Source organism: Pelotomaculum schinkii (genome assembly GCF_004369205.1).
GTDB lineage: Bacteria > Bacillota > Desulfotomaculia > Desulfotomaculales > Pelotomaculaceae > Pelotomaculum_C > Pelotomaculum_C schinkii.
The window spans coordinates 454700-476850 of sequence record NZ_QFGA01000001.1; the positions used below are offsets into that span (position 1 = coordinate 454700).

Genomic DNA, 22151 nt, shown 5'->3' on the forward strand with positions numbered 1-22151 from the left:
TTACCTCATATGAAACAGCAGTCCTTTATTTATGGTACCTTCGTTTTGCTGGCAGCAAGTTTATTGAACCGAATTATTGGTTTCACTTACCAGATTTTCTTAATTCGTTTGATCCGCCCGGAAGGGATCGGCTTGCTTAACATGATTTACCCAATTTACGTTATGATACTGGTGATGGCCAGCGCGGGTGTGCCGGTGGCCATATCAAAACTGGTGGCGGAGGAAGTGGCCAGGCATAACTGGCGGGGAGCCAACCGCATATTTAATATTTGTTTTACCTTCCTTATAGTAAGCAGCTCAGTTTTTACCTTGCTTTGCCTCCTGTGTGCTCCATACCTTCTTAAGCACGTCTTTCCCAATCCTAAAGTATTCAATATTTTCTTAAGCCTTTTGCCCGGGATTATTATTGTTTCTCTTTGCTCTGCTTTTCGCGGCTACTACCAGGGTTTGCAACAGATGAAACCTACCGCCGTAACGCAGGTCCTGGAACAACTGGTCCGGGTCGTCGCCGGACTCACACTGGCCACATTGTTATTGCCTCGCGGGATTGAGTATGCGGCGGCTGGCGCCTCAACAGGTGTAATCATCGGCGAAATTGCAGGCCTTGCAGCAATCGTCACTATTCATTTACAAAAACGTCCCCACTTCCCTGCAGGCCTTCCATCTGCCACGGATGAACCTCTGCTGCGTTCATTGGGCAGAATCTTCAACCTGGCCGTCCCTGTTACCCTCACTCGTTTTGTTGCAACTTCGCTATTGTCGATAGATGCCGTCTTAATCCCGCTCCGCTTACAAGCTAGCGGTCTTCAATTGGTCGAGGCCACATCTGTCTTCGGGCAATTTGTGGGAATCGCGGAGAGTCTTTTGTTTGTCCCGGGTATAATCACGATCTCTATGGCGACCGCGTTAATCCCGGCGGTTTCGGATGCCGTTGCCTTACAGAATATCCCCCTGGTACGCTCACGTTGCGAAGAAGCCATCAGAATAACCCTGCTGGCCGGGTTGCCCAGCGCCGTAATCCTTATGTTTTTGGCAGAAGAATTATGCGGCCTGATTTTCGGTTACCCCGAGGCCGGAGCAAGTCTCAGAATTTTAGCCCTCGGGGGCCCATTTCTTTATCTCCAGCAGACCTCAACTGGTATTCTCCAAGGGTTGGGTGAAGCATTCCGGCCTTTTCGGAACCTGGTATTCGCTTCATTTATTAAGATTACCGGTATATACTACCTGACCGGGTTAAACCATCTGGGGATAAAGGGTACGGCTGCAGCACTGGTTGCAGGCTATTTTGTAATGGCAGTGCTGAACCTTTACGACATCCGCCGCCTGACCCGGCTAAAACCTGATTGGCACAATAACTTAATGAAACCCTTAATTGCGACCATCGGTATGGGGCCAGCCATCCTTTTATCAAAGAATTCCCTTTACGGATATACGGGTTCAGAAGCCGCTGCAACCGCAGGCGCCCTATTTGCAGGGATTTCTTTTTATCTATTATTATTATTCCTTACAGGTGGTATTAAAATTTATGACCTGCTACGGCTAAGGGCTGCCTTCAACTCAAAAATTGACGCTTGATTAGCTTGGTTCACCCTCCAGCTTTTTTATCATCGTTTTCAGGTTGCTGATAAAGCCATGGTCAGTAAAGTCAAAGTGGAGCGGTGTAATGGAAGTATACCCTTCCCTCACCACCCACACATCTGTATCCGGGTCCTTCTCGTCCAAATCAAAGGGCTCACCGCCCATCCAAAAATACACTTTTCCCCTTGGATCAATTCTTTTATCGAAGATGTTGATATAGCGCCTTTGGCCCAATTTGGTCACTTTGATGCCCCGCGGCCGGCATGGCGGAATATTTATGTTGAGCAGGCTGTTCTTTGCAATATCCCGGCCGAGTTTGGCAACAAGCTCCTTAATAAACTTCCCTGCTTCGGAGAAATCGTGGTACTCATAACTGGCCAGGGAAACAGCAAGGGCAGGCACCCCGTTGATGATACCTTCTATGGCCGCGGATACGGTACCTGAGTACAGGACATCGGTACCCAGATTAGGCCCGAAGTTAATTCCCGATATAACCAGGTCCGGAGGCGCCGGAAGCAAAGCCTCCAACCCAAGTTTCACACAGTCCGCAGGCGTCCCGTCTACGGCCCACCCTTTTGTTTTGCTGCCGGGATAGATACGTTCCTTGACCCTCAGCGGCCGGTCCATTGTAATTTTATGACCTGTGGCGCTTCTCTCCCGGTCAGGAGCGACCACAAACAGTTCGTGGTCCTCCTGAAGGAATACTCTCAACTGATTGATTCCTTCAGCCTCAATACCGTCATCATTGCTTATTAATATACGCATTAATTGTCTCCGTCAGCTTTCATAGATGGATATTGTCACTGTTCCGTTGGCAGAATCTTTGGTAAGACCGAATATGAGTTTTTTGTCCTTTAAGGTATTGTTCAAAAAATTGACCACTTTGTACATTTCATCATAATTTTTAAAGGTCTTAACAGCAATTAATTCAAGTTTGCCCGTCAAGCTGCCTTCGTTGTTTTCCAATCAACCCACCTCGTTAAGTATAAACGCAAGATTTCATACTGTAACAAACCTTACAATGAGGTTTCAGTCTTGTATTCGATCAAATTTCGCACCCACTGTTTCATGATATATGCCCGCCAGCGGCGCCATATATCATGAAAACACAAGTGATGTGGTGCGATTTTAATCGCACAACGGCGCGTCAGCGCCCCACTTGGGGCATCTATCCCGAAAATCAAATTTTCATCTTCTGCTGGTGCCGTGTTAACGGCATGGTTGTCTAAATTAACTTTTGTACGAATGAATTCGCACCTCATGCTTGGATCTCACTCGCATGTGTTTTCAGGACGGATCCATTTTCCTTAACTTTTTATCAGCGCAAAGGCTTCCGCCCGGGTAGCCTTATTGCGGCGGAAAAGGCCCCGTACCGCAGAGGTTACAGTCTTTGAACCAGGTTTTTTAACTCCCCGGAAGGTCATACACATATGCTCCGCCTCCACTACCACCAGGGCGCCCTGGGCATTTAGCCTGTTCATAATGGAGTCGGCGATCTGGGAGGTAAGTCGCTCCTGCAGCTGTGGCCGCTTGGCGTAACCCTCCACAACCCGGGCCAGTTTGGACAGCCCGGTGACTTTGCCGTCCTTTGGAATATAGGCGACATGAGCCTTTCCGTAAAATGGCAGCAGGTGGTGCTCACACATTGAATATAACGGTATATCCTTCACAATGATCATCTCTTCGTGTTGTTCGCTGAAAATTTTTTCCAAATGAGACTCGGGATCCTCCCAAAGCCCGCTAAAGATCTCGTTGTACATACGAGCCACCCTGTCCGGTGTTTCCGTTAAACCCTCCCGCTCCGGATCTTCTCCTATGGCCTCCAGGATCATCCTGACCGCTTTTTTTATCTTGTCTTGGTCGACCATCTCTCTCGCCCCTTTGGTTGTTAGCTACAGCATACCCATTAGTTTATGGGTCTGAGGTATGACTCTTACATCGTCCAAAACCTTTAATGCCTGTCTCTGCAGTAGGCTCAAACGAGCTGGCGATATACCCATCGCTCCTTTGGTAGTAAGGGGCTGGATAACCAAAGGCACACCGGGAGCTGTACTTTTAATTAGACCGGCAGCCATTTCTATCTCCCGGCTGGGTGTCTGTTCAGCCACTACTACTTTTACATATGTTTCTTTAGTGGCAGCAATCTCAAGGAAACGACCGTGTTTGCTCCAGAGGGGAGGAAGGCCGCTTACACTTGGCAGTTTAAAATCCATAGCCACCATATCAACCAGATCAATAACCCTGGATAACTCATCCGGCAGAGTGCCGTTCGTTTCAAGGTAAATTCCCCTGCGTGACCCGCGAAGCGCCGGCGCCAGTTCCCTGATAATATTGGAATGCAGCAGCGGCTCACCACCAGTAAGGCTGATTGAGTGATGCAGGCCAACAGCAAGGCCTTCCAGGACCTTAACAATCTCTTCGATTCCTAAGGGATTTGGCAGATACTCAAAAATTCCACATCCTGGAGCCGTTTCTACCCGGCAGAAAGCGGGCTCTTCGGTCAAAACCGTATCGCAGTAGGAACACCTGAGGTTGCAACCGTACAGCCTGATAAAAATTTGGCGGCGCCCTACCAGCAATCCCTCCCCTTGCACAGAAGAGAAAATTTCGGTTACCGGAACAGCCATTTACGTGGTCCCTCGCACTTTACAACGAGCCATCCCGATTTCGTCCATCTCCTTTGTATATCTGCTGCTAATAAGTTTGCCCAGGGACTCGATTTCTTCCTCCTGCAAGCCAAGGTCGGCCAGCCCGACCGTTTTAACCGGTGTGTCCTTGCTTAAAATATTAAGTCCCGTGTGAATCATGGTGGAAACCGGAGTCAAAGTAGCGATGGAGACAGATAATTTTTTTTCACCGGCATAGAGGTCGTCTCCACTACGGGTAAACTCTGCCCGATGGCTTTCCCACAGAATATCTTTAATAATCGCAATCAGCATACGTTGACGCAAAATCGTCTTCTCGAGGTCCATGTCGAAATGCTCCACGATGAAGTGCAGCATATTGTGGCTAAATATAGGAGCGTTTTTTCTCACATCCTCCAGGTCCACCATTTCCGCCAGCATAACCCGGCAGGGTCCTCGAAAAGACACAATGCTGTCTCCCAGAAGTCCCATACTGCGAAAAGCCCAGTGTGATGAAAGCTGGGTACCGTCGTAGGTGATTGTTTCGGAAATAAAACGTTGCAGCATTTCAACCTCCGCGATATAGAAAAATCATTTTGATATATACGCAAGCAGCCTTAGACAAAAAAAGCAGTTGTATCCAGGCCGGCCTGTTCTGATGCCCGCTTGAAGCGCTGGCAGCTTTCACAGCTGCCGCACATTTTTTCATATCCCCTGTAACAGCTCCAAATGTGTCTAAATGGAATACCCAACCTTAGGCCGAACTTGATAATCTCAACCTTATCCAAACGCTGGGTATAGCTGACGACTTTAACCTTATTCATAGTTGAAAAACTGAGGGCATGGCCGGCAGCAGCAACGAAGTCCGTGCTATTGTCGGGGAAGGTTACTGCTTCCTCGCGATTAAAACCTGTTACAACCAGCCCGCATTGACGGGACTCGGCAAAGGCAGCGGCAATATTGATAAATACCCCGTTGCGGTTAGGAACCCAAACGGCGGCAGCGCTGGCGGTTGATGCTGCGAAATCATCAAGTCCGGTCCGGTCTGGTTCCGGCAAATCCAAATCACCCCTGACGAGGGCTGTTGAGGTAATATCCCTTAAAAAAGGCAGTTCCACTACCAGGTGTTCAACCCGGTAGTGGGCCGCCAGCGCTGCGGCGGCTTTCTTTTCCTGGTTGGCTGCCCTCTGTCCGTAATCAAAAGTCAGGCACAGGGCGACTTCGCTTTCTCTTAACGCATGGGCGAAAGAAACTGTGGAATCGAGACCGCCTGACAGAAGAACAACACTTTTCATGAAAGCGGTTGCACCTCCTTGTAAACAGCCGAGGCGTCAGGCGACTCCCAGACACGCACCAATCCTACCCGCAGGTCCCCCTGCATGGCTGTAATTTCAGGCTTGAGCTGTTCAAAGATATAACGGGCCAGGTTTTCCGCCGTGGGGCTTTTCTCCCCCCCGCCCTTGAACGGTTCCAGCTCATTCAGGTTTTGGTGGTCAAGTTTATGAACAATATTTTTGAGAATTCTTTTAAGGTCCTGAAAGTCAATCAGCATCCCCAACCGGTTTAACTGCGGACCAAGCACGGTAGCTTCGATTTGCCAGGTGTGACCGTGCACCCTGCTACAGGGGCCTTTATAATCTTCAATACAGTGCGCCGCTGCAAACCGGGTTCTAATACTAAGCTCGTACAACAGCTGGGCCCCCTTAGACTGTTTAGAACACCGACTTTATTTTTCCTTAATCTAAAACCTCATATCCCGCGCCTTTTACTGCCACTACCATCTCGTCACGTCCAACAACCGAGGGATCATAAGTTACTGTAGTTTCGCCGGAAGGTAAATGTATACTTACGTCATTCACTCCCTTTGTTTCCCTTAGAGCCTTTAGAACTGCGGCCTTACAATGACCACATTCCATTCCCCATACCTTAAGAATAATTTTCTCCATAAACCCACGTCCTTTCAATATGTTCTTAACTCACCACAACAAAAATATATTGAAAAATCCACTTAAAGATAGTATACCGGGTAAATACTAAAATAAAAGAAGGAGGTTAATAATTTGGCTAAATTTCGCAAAGGCAACACCTTTATTAAAGAAAAAACCGGATCCGCTACAAAAATTAACCTTGACGGCCAGTGGGAACACGACTTTGTTGACGACAATACTCCCTCGGGACGGACGCCCACGGCTGCTCACGAAGTTAAGGCCAAGCTAAAGAAATAAGCAGAACTCTTGCCCGCTGTCATATGCAGCATCCCTCAATACATAAACATAATTATAATAAGATCAAGGGGGTGTTGCAATGTCTTCCACTAATATGGGGAGCCTGAGAAGTTTGGTTAATATCAGCGCGGTGCTCAAGGGGACCTTTCTGACCCTGGCTGTGTCCTTGCTATTAAGCATTGGGACCGGTATTGTCTACCATGTAAGTTCAGTAACAGAGCAAACTCTACCATGGTTTACCGGCGCTATCCTGGCTGCCAGCGCTTTCAGCGGTTCACTTGCCGCCGGCAAGCAGGCCGGGAGCAGGGGACTTTACCACGGGCTTGCTACGGGGCTGCTGTTTTTTTTCGCGTTATGGCTGCTGGCCGGTTTGTTCTTACCGGGGCAAGCCGGCCTCAGTATTTTCTCCAAATTTCTGTTATCTTTGAGCGCCGGAGCTCTCGGTGGTGTTGTAGGCGTTAGTTTAACATGAAATACAAGCTTATATTCTATAAAAGTTCATTCAGCCCTAGACTTACGCTTCTTAATGCCTACTATTGATGCTCACCAGAAAAAACCTTTTGCATTTTCAATATCTAGTTTGTGATAAAAATTATTTGTTGTAAATATGTCAACAAACTACGTCCCGCATCCCAAACCTACAAATAGTTGCTCTTGTTGACTGGTAAGTTGTTTTCTGTTAAACTTACTTTAATTACAAAACAATGTTTATGCTGAAGTAGCTTATAAAATACTCATAACCACATAAATTTGTCTAACAATATCGAATTTTGTCTAATTTTCATAAATTGCACACTGTTTTACTCTGTACTACTATTCTCCATAATAGTGAAATTTGGCAACCTCATAATTATTTAAAAACTTACTTAAACTTAGATTGTTATGCTTTAGATAAACCCTCTATGGCCACCAGTACGCCATGCCGGTTTATGATTACAGTTGCCTGCATGCTCACGTCCACGCATAAAAGCTGGGGCGTGCTGCTGGCTAAATTTGGTCAAGCCATCCCGAGTTTACACATTCACCCTATTTCAGGCGAAGAGCCTTTCATTTATCACTCATGGTCTTACGCTTGAAAGGCGGAATCTATTTAACTTCAAGGGAAACGTGTTGTTGAAAATCTTACATGAGCCACAGGGAAATTGCGATTAGAAAAAGTCATTAGAGAGGTTTATTTTGTGTGTCCTTAAAAAATGAAGGCTACATCCTCATTACGTTTGGTGGCAATTACGTGAGGAGAACCAAATAAATAGAGATTGGAACCCAAACGATTCCCAGTGCCGGTGGTCAACGTGGCATGCATTGTTATAAGTTACTGGGGAGGCTTCTTAAACTGATTAGTTTCAGTGCCACCAACGGTACCTTAGAAGGAAACAATAGCCTGGATAGGAGATGAGGGAATTCGGAAAACAATAATATTTTTTTATAAGGGTGGTTATTAGGGCTAATTTTAGCGTCATAATTTATTTTTTTGATTCTAGAAAGAAAGAATTTTTTTGAGAAATCAGGAGAGGTGATGATATTACAATGCTGGACACGCTTTTATTGATACTAATTGCATTACCGTTTATTGCGGGTTTTATTTGTCTTGCATTGAAGAACCACTCTGCCAGGGCAGTAGTTGTCGTTCTTGTTTCCATAGTTTTAATGATAACTTCAATAGTACTACTGGGTTATGGAGACTTCGAGTACACTTTGGGAGGGCAATGGAACGAATTAATTACGTATCTTGATTTTGCATTATTAGCTTATATTGCATTCCAAGCCTTTTACCACAGAAAATACCATTCCTTGTTTGCATACAGCGCTGTTATCTTTGCCATTGCTTCTATTGTAATGGTTTATTATTTTGACTTTGTAATGGCCCATGGGATTGAAGTAGAGCCAACTTTCTTTGCTGATCAGCTTTCAATTATCATGGTATTGATTATTTCGATAGTTGGTTCGTTGATTGCTATTTTTGGTATTCCTTACATGAAGGAACATGAACACCATATACATTTAGAAATAACCAGACAGCCGCGTTTTTTCCTTTACTTAGTGCTCTTCCTTGGCGCAATGAATGGTCTTGTTCTTGCCAATAATATTGTCTGGTTGTTGTTCTTCTGGGAAATTACCACTCTTTGCTCCTTTATGCTTATCGGACATGATAAAACTGAAATTGCCACAGTAAACGCATTAAGGGCGATATCATTAAACATGCTGGGTGGTGTTGGTTTTACTGCCGGTGTTATGATTCTTTTCAACAACGCCCATACACTATCTTTAATAGACATTATCAACAGTAAACATGCCCCAGCATTATTAATTTTACCGCTTTCACTGATGGTTTTTGCAGGACTAACCAAAGCTGCGCAAGTCCCGTTCCAGAGCTGGTTGCTGGGCGCGATGGTTGCCCCGACCCCTGTCTCGGCGCTGCTTCACTCCAGCACCATGGTTAAGGCAGGTGTCTACCTGATCGTACGCTTAGCGCCAGCCTATGCCGGCACCTGGTTAAGCACGATGGTCGCTATTCTTGGCGGTTTAACTTTTGTTATTACTTCAGCTTTGGCGGTTGGACAAAGCAATGGTAAGAAAGTCCTGGCGTACTCTACTATTGCCAACCTCGGTTTGATTATCGCATGTGCCGGGATAAATACTCCGCTCGCATATGCCGGCGCCATATTCTTGATTATTTTTCATGCGGTTTCCAAGGCGTTGCTCTTCCTCTGTGTTGGGACAATCGAACATGGTATTGGCAGCAGAGATATTGAAGACATGCATGGTTTAGTTGATAAAATGCCTATGACCGCCGTAATCAGCGTTATTGGTATGGTTACCATGTTCTTACCTCCTTTTGGCATGTTGATTGGTAAATGGACCGCTATGGAAGCAGCTGCAATTATGCCGATAGTTTTACTCCTAATGGTTCTGGGTAGTGCTATTACAATAGTCTTCTGGGTACGGTGGGCTGGAATTCTAATGAGTACTTCCAGCAAGCCTGTAAAACGGGTTATTGAAAATATTGCCTTCCTGACCAAGACTCCGTTAGTTGCCCTGGCGGCGCTGGCGATTATCCTCAATATTATAATCTTCCAGGTATATAACTTAATGATTTCCCCTCTGGCAAAAGTTTACTATACTAAAGCAGCGGACACCTTTACCCAGGTAGGGAACGGTACATTAGTCAACACCGTAGGATCTTTCACCCTGTGGCCCATATTCGCAACCGTTATAGTGGTCATTCTATTTAGTATTTACGCTGTCGGGAAAGCGAAAAACAGCGTGGTTACCGCGCCATATATGTGCGGTGAAACCGCCGATAATGATGAAGACCGGCCGCGGTTCCGTGCCATTGCTGACGGTTGGGTCGATTACGCTCATAGCAACTATTATTTGAACAAAGTATTTGGAGAAGAAGTACTGACGAATGGTTCCAATATCATTGCTATTATTGCGATTTTAGTAATGTTTATTGTGTCCTACATGGGATTGTAACAGCATCTCTTGTCAATTGTGCTGAAAAATAAATTATTGGGGTGATATATGAGATGAATACAGCGTTGATCGTTGTTTTAGCCATTGTCCTGGGCCCTATCATTGGGGGCTTGCTCACTGGTATTGATCGAAAAATAACCGCTAGATTGCAGGGTCGTTTCGGCCCGCCAATCATGCAGCCTTTCTATGATGTATTCAAATTGCTTGGTAAAGAAAAATTTATTAACAACAAAGTACAAATTGTATATGTAATCACTTATATATTCTTCGCGATGTTAAGTTTTGTGCTCTTTGTTTTAGGCCAGGACTTAATCGCTATCATCTTCGTTCTCACCGTTGGTGGCGGCGCAATGGTCATGGGAGCTCTTTCCGTCCGTTCCCCCTACAGCCAAATCGGCAGCCAGCGTGAGATATTGCAAATGCTGGCGTATGACCCGTTGTTAATCATTACTGCCTTCGGTATGTTTGTAGTAACCGGTAGTTTTAAAGTATCAGAAATAGTGAACTACCAGATTCAAAACAATACTCCTCTCTTATATGTATTACCCTTAGTGTTCATTGTGCTGATCGAAGTATTGTCTATTAAAATGAGAAAATCTCCTTTTGACATCTCGGCTGGACAACACGCCCACCAGGAACTTGTGCGTGGTGTGCATACAGAATTTTCCGGTCCTTATCTGGCGCTGATTGAAGTTGCCCACTGGTATGAATTAATGTTGGCGCTTGGTTTTGTCGCCATCTTCTTCGCAAGCAATTGGTATATTGCTGCAGCCTTGGTGATAGTAATGTACCTCTTGGAAATAATATTAGACAACACTACGGCCAGGTTAACCTGGAGATGGATGTTAAAATCCGCCTGGGGTTTCGGGATTGTGTTGTGTGCTGTTAACGTAATTGCTTTGTATTTTATCTAGCTCTTAAACACTCGCTGGTATATACAGGGGATATAAAGGAGATGATTATATGGGTTTGATTAACAATTCCAGGGCCAAGTCTCCGTGGGTCGTACATTTTGACTGCGGTAGCTGTAATGGTTGCGATATTGAAGTCCTGGCTTGCCTGACCCCACTTTATGATATCGAACGTTTTGGCATCCTGAATATTGGCAATCCAAAACATGCTGATATTCTGCTGGTAACGGGTACAGTGAATCCGCGCAATGAACGTGTCTTAAGAAACGTCTATGAACAAATACCCGAACCCAAGGTGGTAGTTGCGATAGGCGCATGTGCATGCACCGGCGGCGTTTTTGCGGATTGTTATAACGTTATACAAGGTATTGACAAAGTCATCCCTGTTGATGTATACGTACCCGGTTGCGCTGCGCGTCCGGAAGCAATTATCGATGGTGTGGTGCTGGGCCTTCAGAAATTCGGGGAAAAAGTAGCAAAGATGAATAGTAAAGCTGTCGGGAATTAGGAGGTGTTACGAAATGCTGCATAACCAAACAAAAGAAACTAATGAAGTGAAAATTACCATCGATAAACTGTTCGCAGAAACTCAAAAATTAGCGGATAATGGTTATCGCTTCATAATTGCGGATGTCTTTGAAAACGAAGATAATTTCGAACTTATCTATGAGTTTGGAAAGGATTATGACGCAACAACCTTGCGGTTAACTGTTGCCAAGGGTTCGGAAATACCTAGCATCTCCCCTATTTTCTTCAACGCGCTGTTAATCGAAAATGAAAATCAGGATCTATATGGCTTAAAATATAAGGGTTTGGTTGTTGACTTTGGCGGACGTTTATATATGTCACAGGACGAAGTGGAAGCTCCACCACAATCAATGGCCGGTATGAACGTCTCTCTCGTTAAAAAGTGGAACAAAAAAGCTGATACTGCGAAGAAGGAGGGTTAATCATGGGAGAAAGACGTACTGTTATACCCTTTGGGCCTCAACACCCTGTATTACCCGAACCAATTCAATTAAAACTAGTACTTGAAGATGAAAAAGTAGTTGAGGCGCTTCCGCAAATCGGCTATATTCACCGTGGCCTGGAAAGGCTGGTTAAAGTCAGGGACTTTAACCAGATGGTATTTGTGGCGGAAAGAATCTGCGGTATCTGCAGTTTTCAGCACGCTATGAGTTATTGTCTCAGTATTGAAAGGTTAATGAATATTGAAGTTCCTGAACGGGCTGATTATTTGCGCGTGATCTGGTCGGAATTACACCGGGTACACAGCCACTTGCTCTGGCTTGGGCTTATGGCTGACGCCTTTGGTTTTGAAGCCATGTTCATGGAAACCTGGAAAATTCGTGAAGCTGTTGTCGATATGCTGGAAGCAACCGCCGGCAGCCGCGTGATTATCTCCACTTGTCAGGTCGGCGGCGTACGCAGGGATATTTCACCTGAATTATTGCAGCAGATTGTTAAATTAGCCGACGATGTTCAACGCAGGCTAAAAGCTATTGAGCATTCAATCCTGAATGACTATACAATCAAAAAGAGAACTGTGGATAAAGGCATTATCAGCAAAGAACAAGCATGGAAATTGGGCGCCGCTGGTCCAACACTGCGTGGCAGCGGCGTAAAATGGGACGCACGGATGATCGGATATGCCGGATATAAATACTTGAACTTTGAACCGGTTGTAGAAACCGCCGGAGACTGCTACGCCAGGACAAAAGTCCGTTTCAGAGAAATGTTTGCAGCACTTGATTTATTGCGGCAAGCAATTGCTAAAATTCCTGCCGGAGAAATTAATGTCAAGGTTAAAGGGAATCCGGAAGGCGAAGCATTTATACAGGTTGAACAACCGCGTGGTGAAGTGACTTATACTGTTAAAGCGAACGGGACCAAAAATCTTGAAAAAATGCATGTGCGCACACCAACCTTTGCCAACATTCCTGCCTTCCTGACCATGTTGCCTGGTTGTGAACTGGCAGACGTGCCTGTTCTGGCATTGACGATCGATCCTTGCATCAGCTGCACCGAGCGGTAAGAAAAGGAGGACGTAAAGATGTTTGGAATGTTATCACCCATTTTGAAAAATGGCCTTGGGAAACCGGCCACCCGGTTGTATCCCTTTGAAAAAAGGGAAGCTTTCGATAAGGCCAGGGGTCAACTGGAAATAGATATTGATAAATGTATCTTCTGTGGGATGTGCCAGCGCAAATGCCCATCAACCTGTTTAAGCGTCGAAAAAGCTGCCTGCAAATGGGAACTTAACCCCTACAACTGTATTATTTGCGGTGTTTGTGTAGAAGCCTGTCCGACCAAATGCCTGTCTCTTAACAAGGTTTACAGGACTCCAGTTTATGTTAAAGAAAACCAAATAAAAATTGGTAAGCCACCGGTGAAAAAAACAGCTACCAAAGAGAACTCCTAAATAAAATATAATGCATGAACTGACAGTTACCCGGGGCATACTTGAAACTGGTTTGGATATCATTAGAATAAACGCACTCCTAAACAGCTTGGGTATTTTGCAGTATGCTGCTAAATCTGAAGGAATTAGAGAATGGACAGACTATCTAACGCTAATAGCAAAGACAATTTAACTCGGCGGATAATAGAAACCAAAGGGATAGTACAAGGGGTGGGGTTCCGCCCCTTTGTTTTTCAAATTGCCAAGCGGTATGGTTTGCATGGATGGGTCCTTAATACTTCCGGTGGAGTATTAATTGAAGTGGAAGGCGCGGAAGAAAGCTTGCATGCCTTCCTGGATGACTTAACCATGCAGCTGCCGCCGCTTGCCAAAATAGATACCATATCGGTAATTGAAGCAGAAGCAGCCGGGTACCAGGATTTTAAAATCAGGCAAAGTCAAGCACAGCCGGGAAAATATGTGTCTATATCGCCGGATGTCGGCACTTGTGCGGACTGCCAACGCGAATTAATGGATAGCACCGACCACCGCTATGGTTACCCTTTCATTAACTGCACAAATTGTGGGCCGCGTTTTTCAATCATAACCGATATCCCTTATGACCGCCAATTTACCTCCATGCAACGTTTCCAGATGTGCGACACATGCTCTCAAGAATACACAGACCCGGATGACCGCCGCTTTCATGCCCAACCAAATGCCTGTGCGCAGTGTGGACCACAGTTGACTTTTATGGGTGGAACACCATTGCAAGTTATCAATGGAGAAGCGATTAAACTGACGGCGCAGGCCCTGCAGGAAGGTAAGATTTTAGCGATAAAAGGGCTCGGTGGTTTTCACCTGGCCTGCAGTGCTACCGATGAAACCACAGTTGCTGAATTACGCAGGAGAAAACACCGTTACGGCAAAGCAATGGCCGTAATGATGAAGGACCTTGAGCAGGCAGCCAGATATTGCGAGCTTTCTGCTACCGAAGAGAAATTGCTGGTTAGCCCACGACGGCCCATTGTTATTTTGAATCAGCGGCAAGGTACAAAGATAGCGTCCAGTGTTACCTTTGGTTTACCTACCCTGGGTGTGATGCTGCCATATACCCCCCTGCATTTTTTACTTCTTGATAGTTATAGGGAACCGCTGGTCATGACCAGCGGCAATATTTCCGAAGAACCCTTAGTTAGTTCCAATGAAGAAGCAATTGTAAAGCTGGGCGTAATTGCAGACTGTTTCCTGATGCATAACCGTGATATCGTGAATAAAATTGATGATTCGGTGACCCGGATCATAGCCGGACGGGAAGCAGTAATCCGCCGCGCACGTGGTTATGCGCCGGAACCCTTGCTGCTGCCTGAACAACTGCCGGAAATCTTAGGCTGCGGGCCGGAACAAAAGAATACCTTCTGCCTTACCCGCGATTATCACGCTTTTGTCAGTCAACACATCGGCGATCTGGATAACCTGCCCACGCTTGAATACTACGAGCGTATGATTGATTTCTATAAACATATTTTCCGGATCAACCCGCGCATCGTCGCACATGATTTACATCCTGCTTACCTCTCGACCCATTACGCCCAGTCAATCGGCAACGCTCAATTGCTCGGCGTACAACACCATCATGCTCATATTGTTAGCTGCATGCTAGAAAACGGCGTCACAGATCAGGTAATCGGTATCGCCTTTGACGGTACCGGCTATGGAACAGACGGGAATCTCTGGGGTGGAGAATTTTTGCTGGCTGATTATCGTTCTTTTACCAGGCTGGGCCATTTTAAATATGTACGCATGCCCGGCGGAGAAAAAGCAATTAAAGAACCTTATAGGATGGCCTACGGTTATCTTTATAGTTTATTCGGCAAAGATACCCGCACTTTTCAAAAATATCTTGATACTATTGAAGATGAAGAGCTACTGATAATGGCGCAACAAATGGACAAGCATATAAATGCGCCGTTGACGTCCAGCTGTGCGCGATTGTTTGATGCGGTTTCGGCTCTTATTAATATAGCCAGAATTGTGCGATATGAAGGAGAAGCCGCGGTCCGTTTAGAAAGTATCATTGACGAAGGTGTGATAGATTTTTATGATTTTGACTTGCAGGGGTATATTTTGGATCCTGCTCCTCTTTTAAAAGGAGTATATAATGATCTGGCAAATAACATTGTCCCTTCAACCATTGCAGCTAAATTTCATAATGGGTTGATCAAGGCAATTTCTAATGTCTGCCGGAGAATCTCGAATCATACCGGGGTTAAAAAAGTATGTCTGAGTGGTGGTGTCTTTCAAAATGCTTTTTTGTTGAAAGGATTGGTAAAGCGCCTCACAAAAGAAGGCTTTAGTGTTTTCTGGCAACAAAAAGTGCCGGCAAATGACGGCGGCATTTCACTTGGCCAGGTTATGATAGCACACTATAATTTGAGCAGGTAGTATAATTGGTGCAGCTTCACCACCCTCCCCTCTTGGCTTCTTCTTTTATGGAACAGCGGTGGGTTTACTGTAAACAATAACTATATACGAGGAGCTGATGATATATGTGTCTGGGTGTAACAGCCAAAGTAGTCAAAATTGACGGCCAAAAGGCAGATGTAGAATTTGACGGTGTCACCCAAGCTATTTCCATAGCTATGACCCCGCAAGTTAAAATTGGTGAATATGTTATGATCCACGCAGGTTTCGCCATCAGTATCATTGATCAAACGCAGGCAGAAGAAACCATGGATTTGTTCAAGGAGATTAAAAAAATGATGGAAGAGGAACAGCGGGATGCATGAGGCTGAGATTGTCCAGTTACTGATATCTGAGATTAAGAAATGCGAAAAGCCACTTGCGTTTATGGAGGTATGCGGCACACATACCATGGCTATAAGCCGCTACGGGCTGAGGGAAGTATTGCCGGACAATATTAAGCTGCTTTCGGGTCCTGGCTGCCCGGTTTGTGTAACCGCTAACCGTGATATCGATATTGCGATTGCCTTTGCCGGAATCCCTGGCTTAATACTAACAACCTTTGGTGATATGATCCGCGTGCCCGGTTCCAAAAGCAGCCTCGCCAGGGAACGCGCTGAAGGAAGAGATGTCAGGGTAGTCTATTCAATTCTGGAAGCCTTGGAGATAGCCAGGCAAAATCCTGCCCGGGAAGTTGTTTTTTACGCTGTAGGCTTTGAAACAACAGCGCCCAGCACTGCTTTCGGCATTATGGAAGCCAAGAAAGACGCTCTTAAGAACTTTTCCGTGATTTGCATGCATAAGACACTGCCCAATGCGCTGCGCGCGTTGCTTGATTCAGGTGAACTGGGAATCAACGGCTTCCTCTTGCCGGGACACGTAAGCGCAATTATTGGCGCAAAAGTATATGGTTTCTTAGCGCAAGAATATGGTATCGGCGGCGCTGTTACCGGTTTTGAACCACGGGATATTTTAGGATCGATTTTAAAGCTGATTCGTCAACAAACAGCTGGGCCGCTGATTGAAAATGAATACCGGCGGGTAGTAAAAGATAACGGCAATCAAGCTGCCCTTCAAGGAATGAACCAAGTGTTTACTGCCTGTAACAGTGATTGGCGCGGATTGGGTATAATTTCCGACAGCGGTCTGGCGATCAAAGCTGACTGGCAAGAATATGACGCGCTGCACAGGTTTGAAGTTAAAGTGGACGAGCCGGTTGAGCACCAAGGCTGCAGCTGTGGAGACATTTTACGAGGAGTCAAATTACCGGCCGCCTGTCCAATGTTTGGTGTTGCTTGTACACCGGAAAATCCTATCGGACCATGCATGGTTTCCAGCGAGGGTTCATGTGCCGCTCATTACAGATACAGGGAATAACGATATTAAATTATAGCCTGACATTATTTTTAATCCTTACAGTGAAAGATATCACCTTAATTTGTGAAAAAGGGACTACCGAAAAGGAATGTCCCCTTACTTTGAAAGGAAGAATTTTTGTGGATAGAATAATGATCGGTCATGGTGGCGGCGGAAGACTTTCACAACAATTGATCAGTAATTTATTTCTAAAGTATTTTGGCAACCCCATTTTAAACGCCCTGGAGGATGCCGCCACTGTAATGTTGCCGCAGCGTAAAATTGCTTTCACTACTGACTCATATGTCGTTACACCGCGCTTTTTCCCCGGCGGCAATATAGGAAAACTGGCGGTATGCGGCACAGTCAACGATTTGGCTATGCGGGGCGCCCTGCCGCTTTACTTGAGCGTTGGGTTCATTATTGAAGAAGGTTTATCTATCGTCGAATTAGAGGATATTGTACGCGCCATGGCCGAAGCTGCAAGTACGGCAGAGGTACAAATCGCGACCGGTGATACGAAGGTGGTCGGCAGGGGAGCTGCTGACGGTATCTATATTAATACCGCCGGCATCGGTATTGTCGACGAAAAATTGAATATATCAGCTGAAAATGCGCAACCCGGTGATAAAGTAATTATTTCAGGGACAATAGGCGACCACGGGATGACTATTCTCAGCTTGCGTGAGGGATTAAGCTTCAAAGCAGATTTAAGAAGTGACTGCGCGCCGTTAAACGGTCTGGTCAAGGAACTGCTGCGTTTTGGCAATGATATTCATGTCCTGCGCGACCCAACCCGTGGAGGTGTCGCCTCATCCCTCAATGAGATAGCCGGCAGTAGTAATGCCGGCATGCTCATAGATGAGTCAAGCTTACCCTTCAAACCCCAGGTTAAAGCCAGTTGTGAATTATTGGGACTGGATCCCTTGCATCTGGCCAATGAAGGTAAGTTTATCGCGATTGTTGCAGCAAGTGCAGCAGATAATATACTGGAGGTCCTACACGGTCACGAATATGGTAAAGATGCGGTTATAATCGGTGAAGTTACAGATAAGACAAGAAGAGTTGCGCTACGGACCTATATTGGCAGTACACGGATAATTGATATTGCTTCCGGTGAACTGCTGCCGCGCATCTGTTAAGATGACACTGACAATATTGCTATCAAAAAAGAGCAGTTAGCCCCCCTTGTATCAAGAAGGTTCAACTGCCCTTTTGTTGTTATCGGCAGGTTCTATGATGGAAGCGGGGTAAATTCATAGATCAGCCCTTCGATCTGCAAGCTCTGATATACCAATCTATTACCCTCCAGATATATCCTGATTCCATCTGGTGCGCTAACGGCCCCCTTAAAAAAGTATACCTTAATTCCGTCAGCAATAACTTCGTCATAATTTTCAAGTACGGACGGTTCACCTATGGACACCAGAGGCTCATTGGTGGCGCCAAAGCAACCGCTCATTATTACCAGGTCCACAGTAATGGTATCAGACGTTTTGAGAATATAGTCCCTGGCATCTTCAGAAATCTCGACTTTGATCATTTTATTCAATCCCTAGATATTTTTAGTGTATACAGATCAATTTATTACTAAACTCATGTGCTCTGGTGATATTCTATCATATTTATTATTTCTTTTACAATAGTTCATCTATATGTAAAACTAATAACTATATGTAGAACTAATAAAAAGTCTACGGGCTTTATCGTGATCAAAAAAACACTTTTCTTGTTATCTCTATTATTTTGACAACCTGCAGCAAAAATAAAGGGCAGACATTACGCCTGCCGGGGACATTATTTTATAATTTTCATCAGAAAAGCTCTCAAAAAAGACGGAAGTTTTACAAAATATACACGCAAATTATTCACATCCCTTCTTAAACGTTCACTGATAATAGTTTATTTCGGGCTGTGTGTGAATGTGCCAAATATTTTTAAACAGACTTTACCAGGTATTAGTAGTGTTGTCAGAATTAATCCATTCCGACATTTTTGTGATGATCATATCAATACTACCTCTTATGTGGTTTTTCACAGGAAGTGAACGTAAAAATTGTCTGCCGTAGCTCTTGTTGAGAATTCGCCCGTCAAGAACAACCACGAAGCCCCTGTCGCTGCAGCTCCGGATCAGCCTGCCAAAACCCTGTTTGAAGCGGATCACAGCCTGCGGTACGCTGAGCAACCGAAAACCATCCCTTTCTTTTCTGGCTAAATCCTCCAAACGGGCTTCTATAATTGGAACCGAAGGCGACATAAACGGCAATTTCACGATCACCACACAGGTAAGCGCCTCACCAGGAACGTCCACTCCCTCCCAAAAACTGAAAGCTCCAAATAGAACGGTTCGGCTGTCCTGTTTAAACTCCTCCAATATCCTGGACCTGCTGCCGTCCAGTCCATGCCCCAACAGGCACACACCCAGGGTCTCCAGTTTCGGTTTCAACCGCTGATAGACCTCCCTTAAAGTCCGGTGGGAGGTAAAAAGAACCAGGGTCCTTCCGCCAGTTACTTCAACCAGCTTATAAATTGTATGTTCCAGGCTCTCCATATAGACATTATCTGCCACAGCGCCCTGTACGGGGAGATCACGGTTGATACACAACAGTGCCTGGTGGTCATAGGCAAAAGGTGAATCAAAATTTGAGGTAACCAGGTTTTCCCTTTGGATATAACGCAGGCCGGTCCGTTCAATAAAATGGTCATAGCTCCCGTTGACAGTAATTGTGGCTGAAGTCATTATTACCGTGTTTTTGTTTTTAAATAAGCGTTCATACAGCATGGCGCCCACATCAATAGGAGCAGCCATCAGCGTACAGTACCTGACTCCCCAGCGTACGGAAAAGGCCATATCTACCCAGTATACGAAATCTTCGTCGCGACCTTCCAGGATAAACTCAAAGTCATCTACCATACTCTCGCCGGAGTGGACAATTTGCCCAAGATCACGCGCATATCCCGCCCAGGACTCTTCGGTGATGGCCCAAGTTTCCATGAGCTCGACACATTGCTTCATATCGTCCGTCAAGCGGCGCAGTACCTCGATGCATTTGCCGCCGCAGACAACCACCTCACCATAGTTTGGATCGCGGCAAGGCAGCCTTGTGGAAACTCTCCCATACTCGTTGTCAGCCGGCGAAATACTTACTGCTATGGACTCTCCTAACAGTTTATAAAAAAGGCGCATTGATTCTGCCGCTTCAACCCTGGTTTCCTGGGATTTTTTCAGGTTCTCCGACCATCTTGCCCAGTCACCGGGCGGAGCTTTTTCGGCAAACCTGGCCATGGTCTTGCCTGCGATACCCAACCAACGGTTAAACATACCTTGGGCAAACTGCATTCCCAGGTGGGCTGTCGCAGATTCTTCCAGGTGGTGCGCCTCATCTATTATGAGCGGCCCGTATGCGGGGAGTACCCTGTTTTCCGCCTTTACATCGGCAAAGAGCAGTGAGTGGTTGGTAATAATCAGGTCGGCCTCCTCCGCTGCTCTCCTGGCCTTTTGGACAAAACAGTCCTTCTGATAGGGACAACGCATCCCCAGACAACCTTCCGCCTCTCCACAAATACCCAACCAGAGGTCTTCCTCACCCCCGATAATATTCAATTCACTTTTGTCGCCGGCACCGGTGTTCGTCAACCAAACCAGCACACGGGCATAAAATGCGGCCTCTTCCGGCTGATGTTGGCTTTCCAGTGATGTTAACCACCTGCGCAGGCAGACATAATTCTGCCGTCCCTTGGCCAGCGCCGCCCGAAACGGTTTGCTGATGACTTCGGCCAGTACCGGGATATCCTTAAACCAGAGCTGCTCCTGTAGGTTAATCGTATGGGTGGCCACCAACACCCTCTCTTTATTCTTGATGCACCACAGCACAGCCGGAACCAGGTAAGCCATAGATTTACCCACACCGGTCCCTGCCTCCATTAAAAGGTACCGTTCATCGTTAAGAGCTGCTGCCGCACAACAGGCCATAACCTCCTGCTGAGAGCGGTATTCATAAGTGGGTAGAACCTCTGCAAAAGGGCCATCCGGTCCAAATAAGTACCTGATGTCGCTCTCTTCCAAGGTTTCTTTTTGTCTCCCGGGATAATTGTCCTTACGGGCGGTGATGTTTTTACCATCCCCGCCATGTCCACGAGACCAATAAGCCTGGGTAGAAATTTTTTTATCGGGAAAACTTTTCAAACGCTCCTTGACCAAATCATTAAAGGCGCCGTTCCAACCGGAGGCTGCCTCCAGTAATAGCTTGGCCACCTGCATTAATACACCAAGTTCCAGCTGACCAGCTAATTTTAACATCAGCACAAGCAGGCGTGCAGTTGCCAGGGCGTCGTCTAAAGCCCTGTGACTGGCTCCTAAATTTATATCAAATTCATTGCAAAGGGATTCCAGACGGTAACTGGCAGCAAAAGGGGCAACCAGGCGAGCAAGTTCGAGCGTATCGTAAGAATTGTTTGCAAATGGCACTCCCCGGGCAGAAGCAAGAAAGCCCAAGTCAAACTGGACATTGTGCCCCGCAATAGGACTTTCACCAATAAAATCGAGTATCTGAGGCAGCAGGGCATCAATGTCCGGAGCTTGAACGAGATCTGAGTCATCCAGACCGGTGAGCCTTTTTACCTTGAGCGGCAGTGACCGGCCGGGATTTATCAGCGTTTGAAATTTTCCCGTGACCTCTCCCATCTCCAGGCTTACCAGACCCACCTCGATGATGTTATCAAATTTAGGATCCAGACCGGTTGTTTCAAGGTCACAAACCACAATCCTCTTATCCATGTACACTCACCTAGCGCGTTAGCCAATACTATTATATTACTCTAAAAGAATTTCTAGAAAGTCTGACTAAATCCCTTTAGCCCCCCACTACTTTTGCGAAATCGGTCGATGGCAGCGATATGGGATGTGGGACGTGGGACGTCAGAAAATAATTAACCTCATGGTTGTTTGACCATGAGGCTTAAAATTAATCTGGCGACGACCTACTCTCCCAGGGACCGACGTCCCAAGTACCATTGGCTCAGGAGGGCTTAACTGCCGTGTTCGGGATGGGAACGGGTGTACCCCCTCCGACATTGTCACCAGAAATATTTATCGTTTTAGTTGAGATGTTCTCTC

The 22151-nt window shown here is 45.9% G+C and carries 23 protein-coding genes and 1 rRNA gene; 13 read left to right on the top strand and 11 right to left on the bottom strand.

Annotated elements, in window-relative coordinates; genetic code table 11:
* Positions 1 to 9: 9 nt before the first annotated feature.
* Positions 10 to 1575, top strand: coding sequence for a stage V sporulation protein B (gene spoVB, locus Psch_RS02220; RefSeq protein WP_134218473.1), 1566 nt, complete (start codon positions 10 to 12; stop codon positions 1573 to 1575).
* Here spoVB and surE read toward each other — a convergent pair whose 3' ends face one another.
* The 8 genes from surE to Psch_RS02260 form a co-directional block, all read right to left on the bottom strand.
* On the bottom strand, positions 1576 to 2343 hold the full coding sequence (gene surE / locus Psch_RS02225; protein WP_134218472.1) for a 5'/3'-nucleotidase SurE: 768 nt from the start codon (positions 2341 to 2343) through the stop codon (positions 1576 to 1578).
* Between the two features lie 12 nt (positions 2344 to 2355).
* Positions 2356 to 2544: a YpmA family protein gene (locus Psch_RS02230; protein ID WP_134218471.1), complete on the bottom strand. Its 189-nt coding sequence runs from the start codon at positions 2542 to 2544 to the stop codon at positions 2356 to 2358.
* Between the two features lie 341 nt (positions 2545 to 2885).
* The gene (folE, locus tag Psch_RS02235; protein WP_134218470.1) at positions 2886 to 3446 is read right to left on the bottom strand and encodes a GTP cyclohydrolase I FolE; all 561 of its coding nucleotides are present in this window, start codon (positions 3444 to 3446) and stop codon (positions 2886 to 2888) included.
* A 24-nt stretch (positions 3447 to 3470) separates the two neighbouring features.
* Complete coding sequence (locus tag Psch_RS02240; RefSeq protein ID WP_134218469.1) at positions 3471 to 4205, bottom strand: 7-carboxy-7-deazaguanine synthase QueE; 735 nt, start codon at positions 4203 to 4205, stop codon at positions 3471 to 3473.
* Complete coding sequence (locus Psch_RS02245) at positions 4206 to 4769, bottom strand: DUF366 family protein (protein ID WP_134218468.1); 564 nt, start codon at positions 4767 to 4769, stop codon at positions 4206 to 4208.
* A gap of 50 nt (positions 4770 to 4819) precedes the next feature.
* A complete protein-coding gene (queC, locus tag Psch_RS02250; protein ID WP_134218467.1) occupies positions 4820 to 5497 on the bottom strand; it encodes a 7-cyano-7-deazaguanine synthase QueC in 678 nt (225 codons plus the stop codon).
* Complete coding sequence (gene queD / locus Psch_RS02255; protein ID WP_134218466.1) at positions 5494 to 5892, bottom strand: 6-carboxytetrahydropterin synthase QueD; 399 nt, start codon at positions 5890 to 5892, stop codon at positions 5494 to 5496. Before queD ends, queC begins: the two co-directional genes overlap by 4 nt.
* 46 nt (positions 5893 to 5938) lie before the next feature.
* On the bottom strand, positions 5939 to 6148 hold the full coding sequence (locus tag Psch_RS02260; protein WP_134218465.1) for a heavy-metal-associated domain-containing protein: 210 nt from the start codon (positions 6146 to 6148) through the stop codon (positions 5939 to 5941).
* A gap of 114 nt (positions 6149 to 6262) precedes the next feature.
* Here Psch_RS02260 and Psch_RS02265 point away from each other — a divergent pair, with 114 nt between their 5' ends.
* From Psch_RS02265 to hypE, 12 genes are all read left to right on the top strand, one after another.
* On the top strand, positions 6263 to 6427 hold the full coding sequence (locus Psch_RS02265) for a hypothetical protein (protein WP_190239011.1): 165 nt from the start codon (positions 6263 to 6265) through the stop codon (positions 6425 to 6427).
* A gap of 79 nt (positions 6428 to 6506) precedes the next feature.
* The gene (locus tag Psch_RS02270; RefSeq protein WP_134218464.1) at positions 6507 to 6899 is read left to right on the top strand and encodes a TIGR04086 family membrane protein; all 393 of its coding nucleotides are present in this window, start codon (positions 6507 to 6509) and stop codon (positions 6897 to 6899) included.
* A 1055-nt stretch (positions 6900 to 7954) separates the two neighbouring features.
* A complete protein-coding gene (locus Psch_RS02275; protein ID WP_134218463.1) occupies positions 7955 to 9904 on the top strand; it encodes an NADH-quinone oxidoreductase subunit 5 family protein in 1950 nt (649 codons plus the stop codon).
* Positions 9905 to 9957: 53 nt separating this feature from the next.
* Positions 9958 to 10818 (top strand): respiratory chain complex I subunit 1 family protein, encoded by an 861-nt coding sequence (locus Psch_RS02280; RefSeq protein ID WP_134218462.1) that lies wholly within the window; start codon positions 9958 to 9960, stop codon positions 10816 to 10818.
* A 49-nt stretch (positions 10819 to 10867) separates the two neighbouring features.
* Positions 10868 to 11323: an NADH-quinone oxidoreductase subunit B family protein gene (locus Psch_RS02285; RefSeq protein ID WP_134218461.1), complete on the top strand. Its 456-nt coding sequence runs from the start codon at positions 10868 to 10870 to the stop codon at positions 11321 to 11323.
* Between the two features lie 13 nt (positions 11324 to 11336).
* On the top strand, positions 11337 to 11765 hold the full coding sequence (locus tag Psch_RS02290; protein ID WP_134218460.1) for an NADH-quinone oxidoreductase subunit C: 429 nt from the start codon (positions 11337 to 11339) through the stop codon (positions 11763 to 11765).
* Positions 11766 to 11767: 2 nt separating this feature from the next.
* A complete protein-coding gene (locus tag Psch_RS02295; RefSeq protein ID WP_134218459.1) occupies positions 11768 to 12850 on the top strand; it encodes a hydrogenase large subunit in 1083 nt (360 codons plus the stop codon).
* Positions 12851 to 12868: 18 nt separating this feature from the next.
* Entirely contained in the window at positions 12869 to 13237 is a 369-nt protein-coding gene (locus Psch_RS02300; RefSeq protein ID WP_134218458.1) for a 4Fe-4S dicluster domain-containing protein, read from the top strand.
* A 132-nt stretch (positions 13238 to 13369) separates the two neighbouring features.
* Complete coding sequence (gene hypF, locus Psch_RS02305) at positions 13370 to 15661, top strand: carbamoyltransferase HypF (RefSeq protein ID WP_134218457.1); 2292 nt, start codon at positions 13370 to 13372, stop codon at positions 15659 to 15661.
* Between the two features lie 104 nt (positions 15662 to 15765).
* The gene (locus Psch_RS02310; protein ID WP_134218456.1) at positions 15766 to 16005 is read left to right on the top strand and encodes a HypC/HybG/HupF family hydrogenase formation chaperone; all 240 of its coding nucleotides are present in this window, start codon (positions 15766 to 15768) and stop codon (positions 16003 to 16005) included.
* Entirely contained in the window at positions 15998 to 17056 is a 1059-nt protein-coding gene (hypD, locus tag Psch_RS02315; RefSeq protein ID WP_134218455.1) for a hydrogenase formation protein HypD, read from the top strand. Before Psch_RS02310 ends, hypD begins: the two co-directional genes overlap by 8 nt.
* A gap of 131 nt (positions 17057 to 17187) precedes the next feature.
* A complete protein-coding gene (hypE, locus tag Psch_RS02320) occupies positions 17188 to 18177 on the top strand; it encodes a hydrogenase expression/formation protein HypE (protein ID WP_190240201.1) in 990 nt (329 codons plus the stop codon).
* A gap of 92 nt (positions 18178 to 18269) precedes the next feature.
* On the opposite strand, the gene Psch_RS02325 is transcribed toward hypE, so the two are convergent.
* From Psch_RS02325 to rrf, 3 genes are all read right to left on the bottom strand, one after another.
* The gene (locus Psch_RS02325; protein ID WP_134218454.1) at positions 18270 to 18578 is read right to left on the bottom strand and encodes a CC/Se motif family (seleno)protein; all 309 of its coding nucleotides are present in this window, start codon (positions 18576 to 18578) and stop codon (positions 18270 to 18272) included.
* Positions 18579 to 18983: 405 nt separating this feature from the next.
* Entirely contained in the window at positions 18984 to 21812 is a 2829-nt protein-coding gene (locus Psch_RS02330) for a helicase C-terminal domain-containing protein (RefSeq protein WP_134218453.1), read from the bottom strand.
* Between the two features lie 190 nt (positions 21813 to 22002).
* A 5S ribosomal RNA gene (gene rrf / locus Psch_RS02335) occupies positions 22003 to 22119 on the bottom strand.
* Positions 22120 to 22151: the final 32 nt, after the last annotated feature.

Coding starts and splice junctions, on each gene's coding strand:
- spoVB (WP_134218473.1), top strand. CDS start 10: ATGAAACAGCAGTCCTTTATTTATGGTACCTTCGTTTTGCTGGCAGCA.
- surE (WP_134218472.1), bottom strand. CDS start 2,343: ATGCGTATATTAATAAGCAATGATGACGGTATTGAGGCTGAAGGAATC.
- folE (WP_134218470.1), bottom strand. CDS start 3,446: ATGGTCGACCAAGACAAGATAAAAAAAGCGGTCAGGATGATCCTGGAG.
- Psch_RS02240 (WP_134218469.1), bottom strand. CDS start 4,205: ATGGCTGTTCCGGTAACCGAAATTTTCTCTTCTGTGCAAGGGGAGGGA.
- Psch_RS02245 (WP_134218468.1), bottom strand. CDS start 4,769: ATGCTGCAACGTTTTATTTCCGAAACAATCACCTACGACGGTACCCAG.
- queC (WP_134218467.1), bottom strand. CDS start 5,497: ATGAAAAGTGTTGTTCTTCTGTCAGGCGGTCTCGATTCCACAGTTTCT.
- Psch_RS02260 (WP_134218465.1), bottom strand. CDS start 6,148: ATGGAGAAAATTATTCTTAAGGTATGGGGAATGGAATGTGGTCATTGT.
- Psch_RS02270 (WP_134218464.1), top strand. CDS start 6,507: ATGTCTTCCACTAATATGGGGAGCCTGAGAAGTTTGGTTAATATCAGC.
- Psch_RS02275 (WP_134218463.1), top strand. CDS start 7,955: ATGCTGGACACGCTTTTATTGATACTAATTGCATTACCGTTTATTGCG.
- Psch_RS02280 (WP_134218462.1), top strand. CDS start 9,958: ATGAATACAGCGTTGATCGTTGTTTTAGCCATTGTCCTGGGCCCTATC.
- Psch_RS02285 (WP_134218461.1), top strand. CDS start 10,868: ATGGGTTTGATTAACAATTCCAGGGCCAAGTCTCCGTGGGTCGTACAT.
- Psch_RS02290 (WP_134218460.1), top strand. CDS start 11,337: ATGCTGCATAACCAAACAAAAGAAACTAATGAAGTGAAAATTACCATC.
- Psch_RS02295 (WP_134218459.1), top strand. CDS start 11,768: ATGGGAGAAAGACGTACTGTTATACCCTTTGGGCCTCAACACCCTGTA.
- Psch_RS02300 (WP_134218458.1), top strand. CDS start 12,869: ATGTTTGGAATGTTATCACCCATTTTGAAAAATGGCCTTGGGAAACCG.
- hypF (WP_134218457.1), top strand. CDS start 13,370: ATGGACAGACTATCTAACGCTAATAGCAAAGACAATTTAACTCGGCGG.
- Psch_RS02310 (WP_134218456.1), top strand. CDS start 15,766: ATGTGTCTGGGTGTAACAGCCAAAGTAGTCAAAATTGACGGCCAAAAG.
- hypD (WP_134218455.1), top strand. CDS start 15,998: ATGCATGAGGCTGAGATTGTCCAGTTACTGATATCTGAGATTAAGAAA.
- hypE (WP_190240201.1), top strand. CDS start 17,188: ATGATCGGTCATGGTGGCGGCGGAAGACTTTCACAACAATTGATCAGT.
- Psch_RS02325 (WP_134218454.1), bottom strand. CDS start 18,578: ATGATCAAAGTCGAGATTTCTGAAGATGCCAGGGACTATATTCTCAAA.
- Psch_RS02330 (WP_134218453.1), bottom strand. CDS start 21,812: ATGGATAAGAGGATTGTGGTTTGTGACCTTGAAACAACCGGTCTGGAT.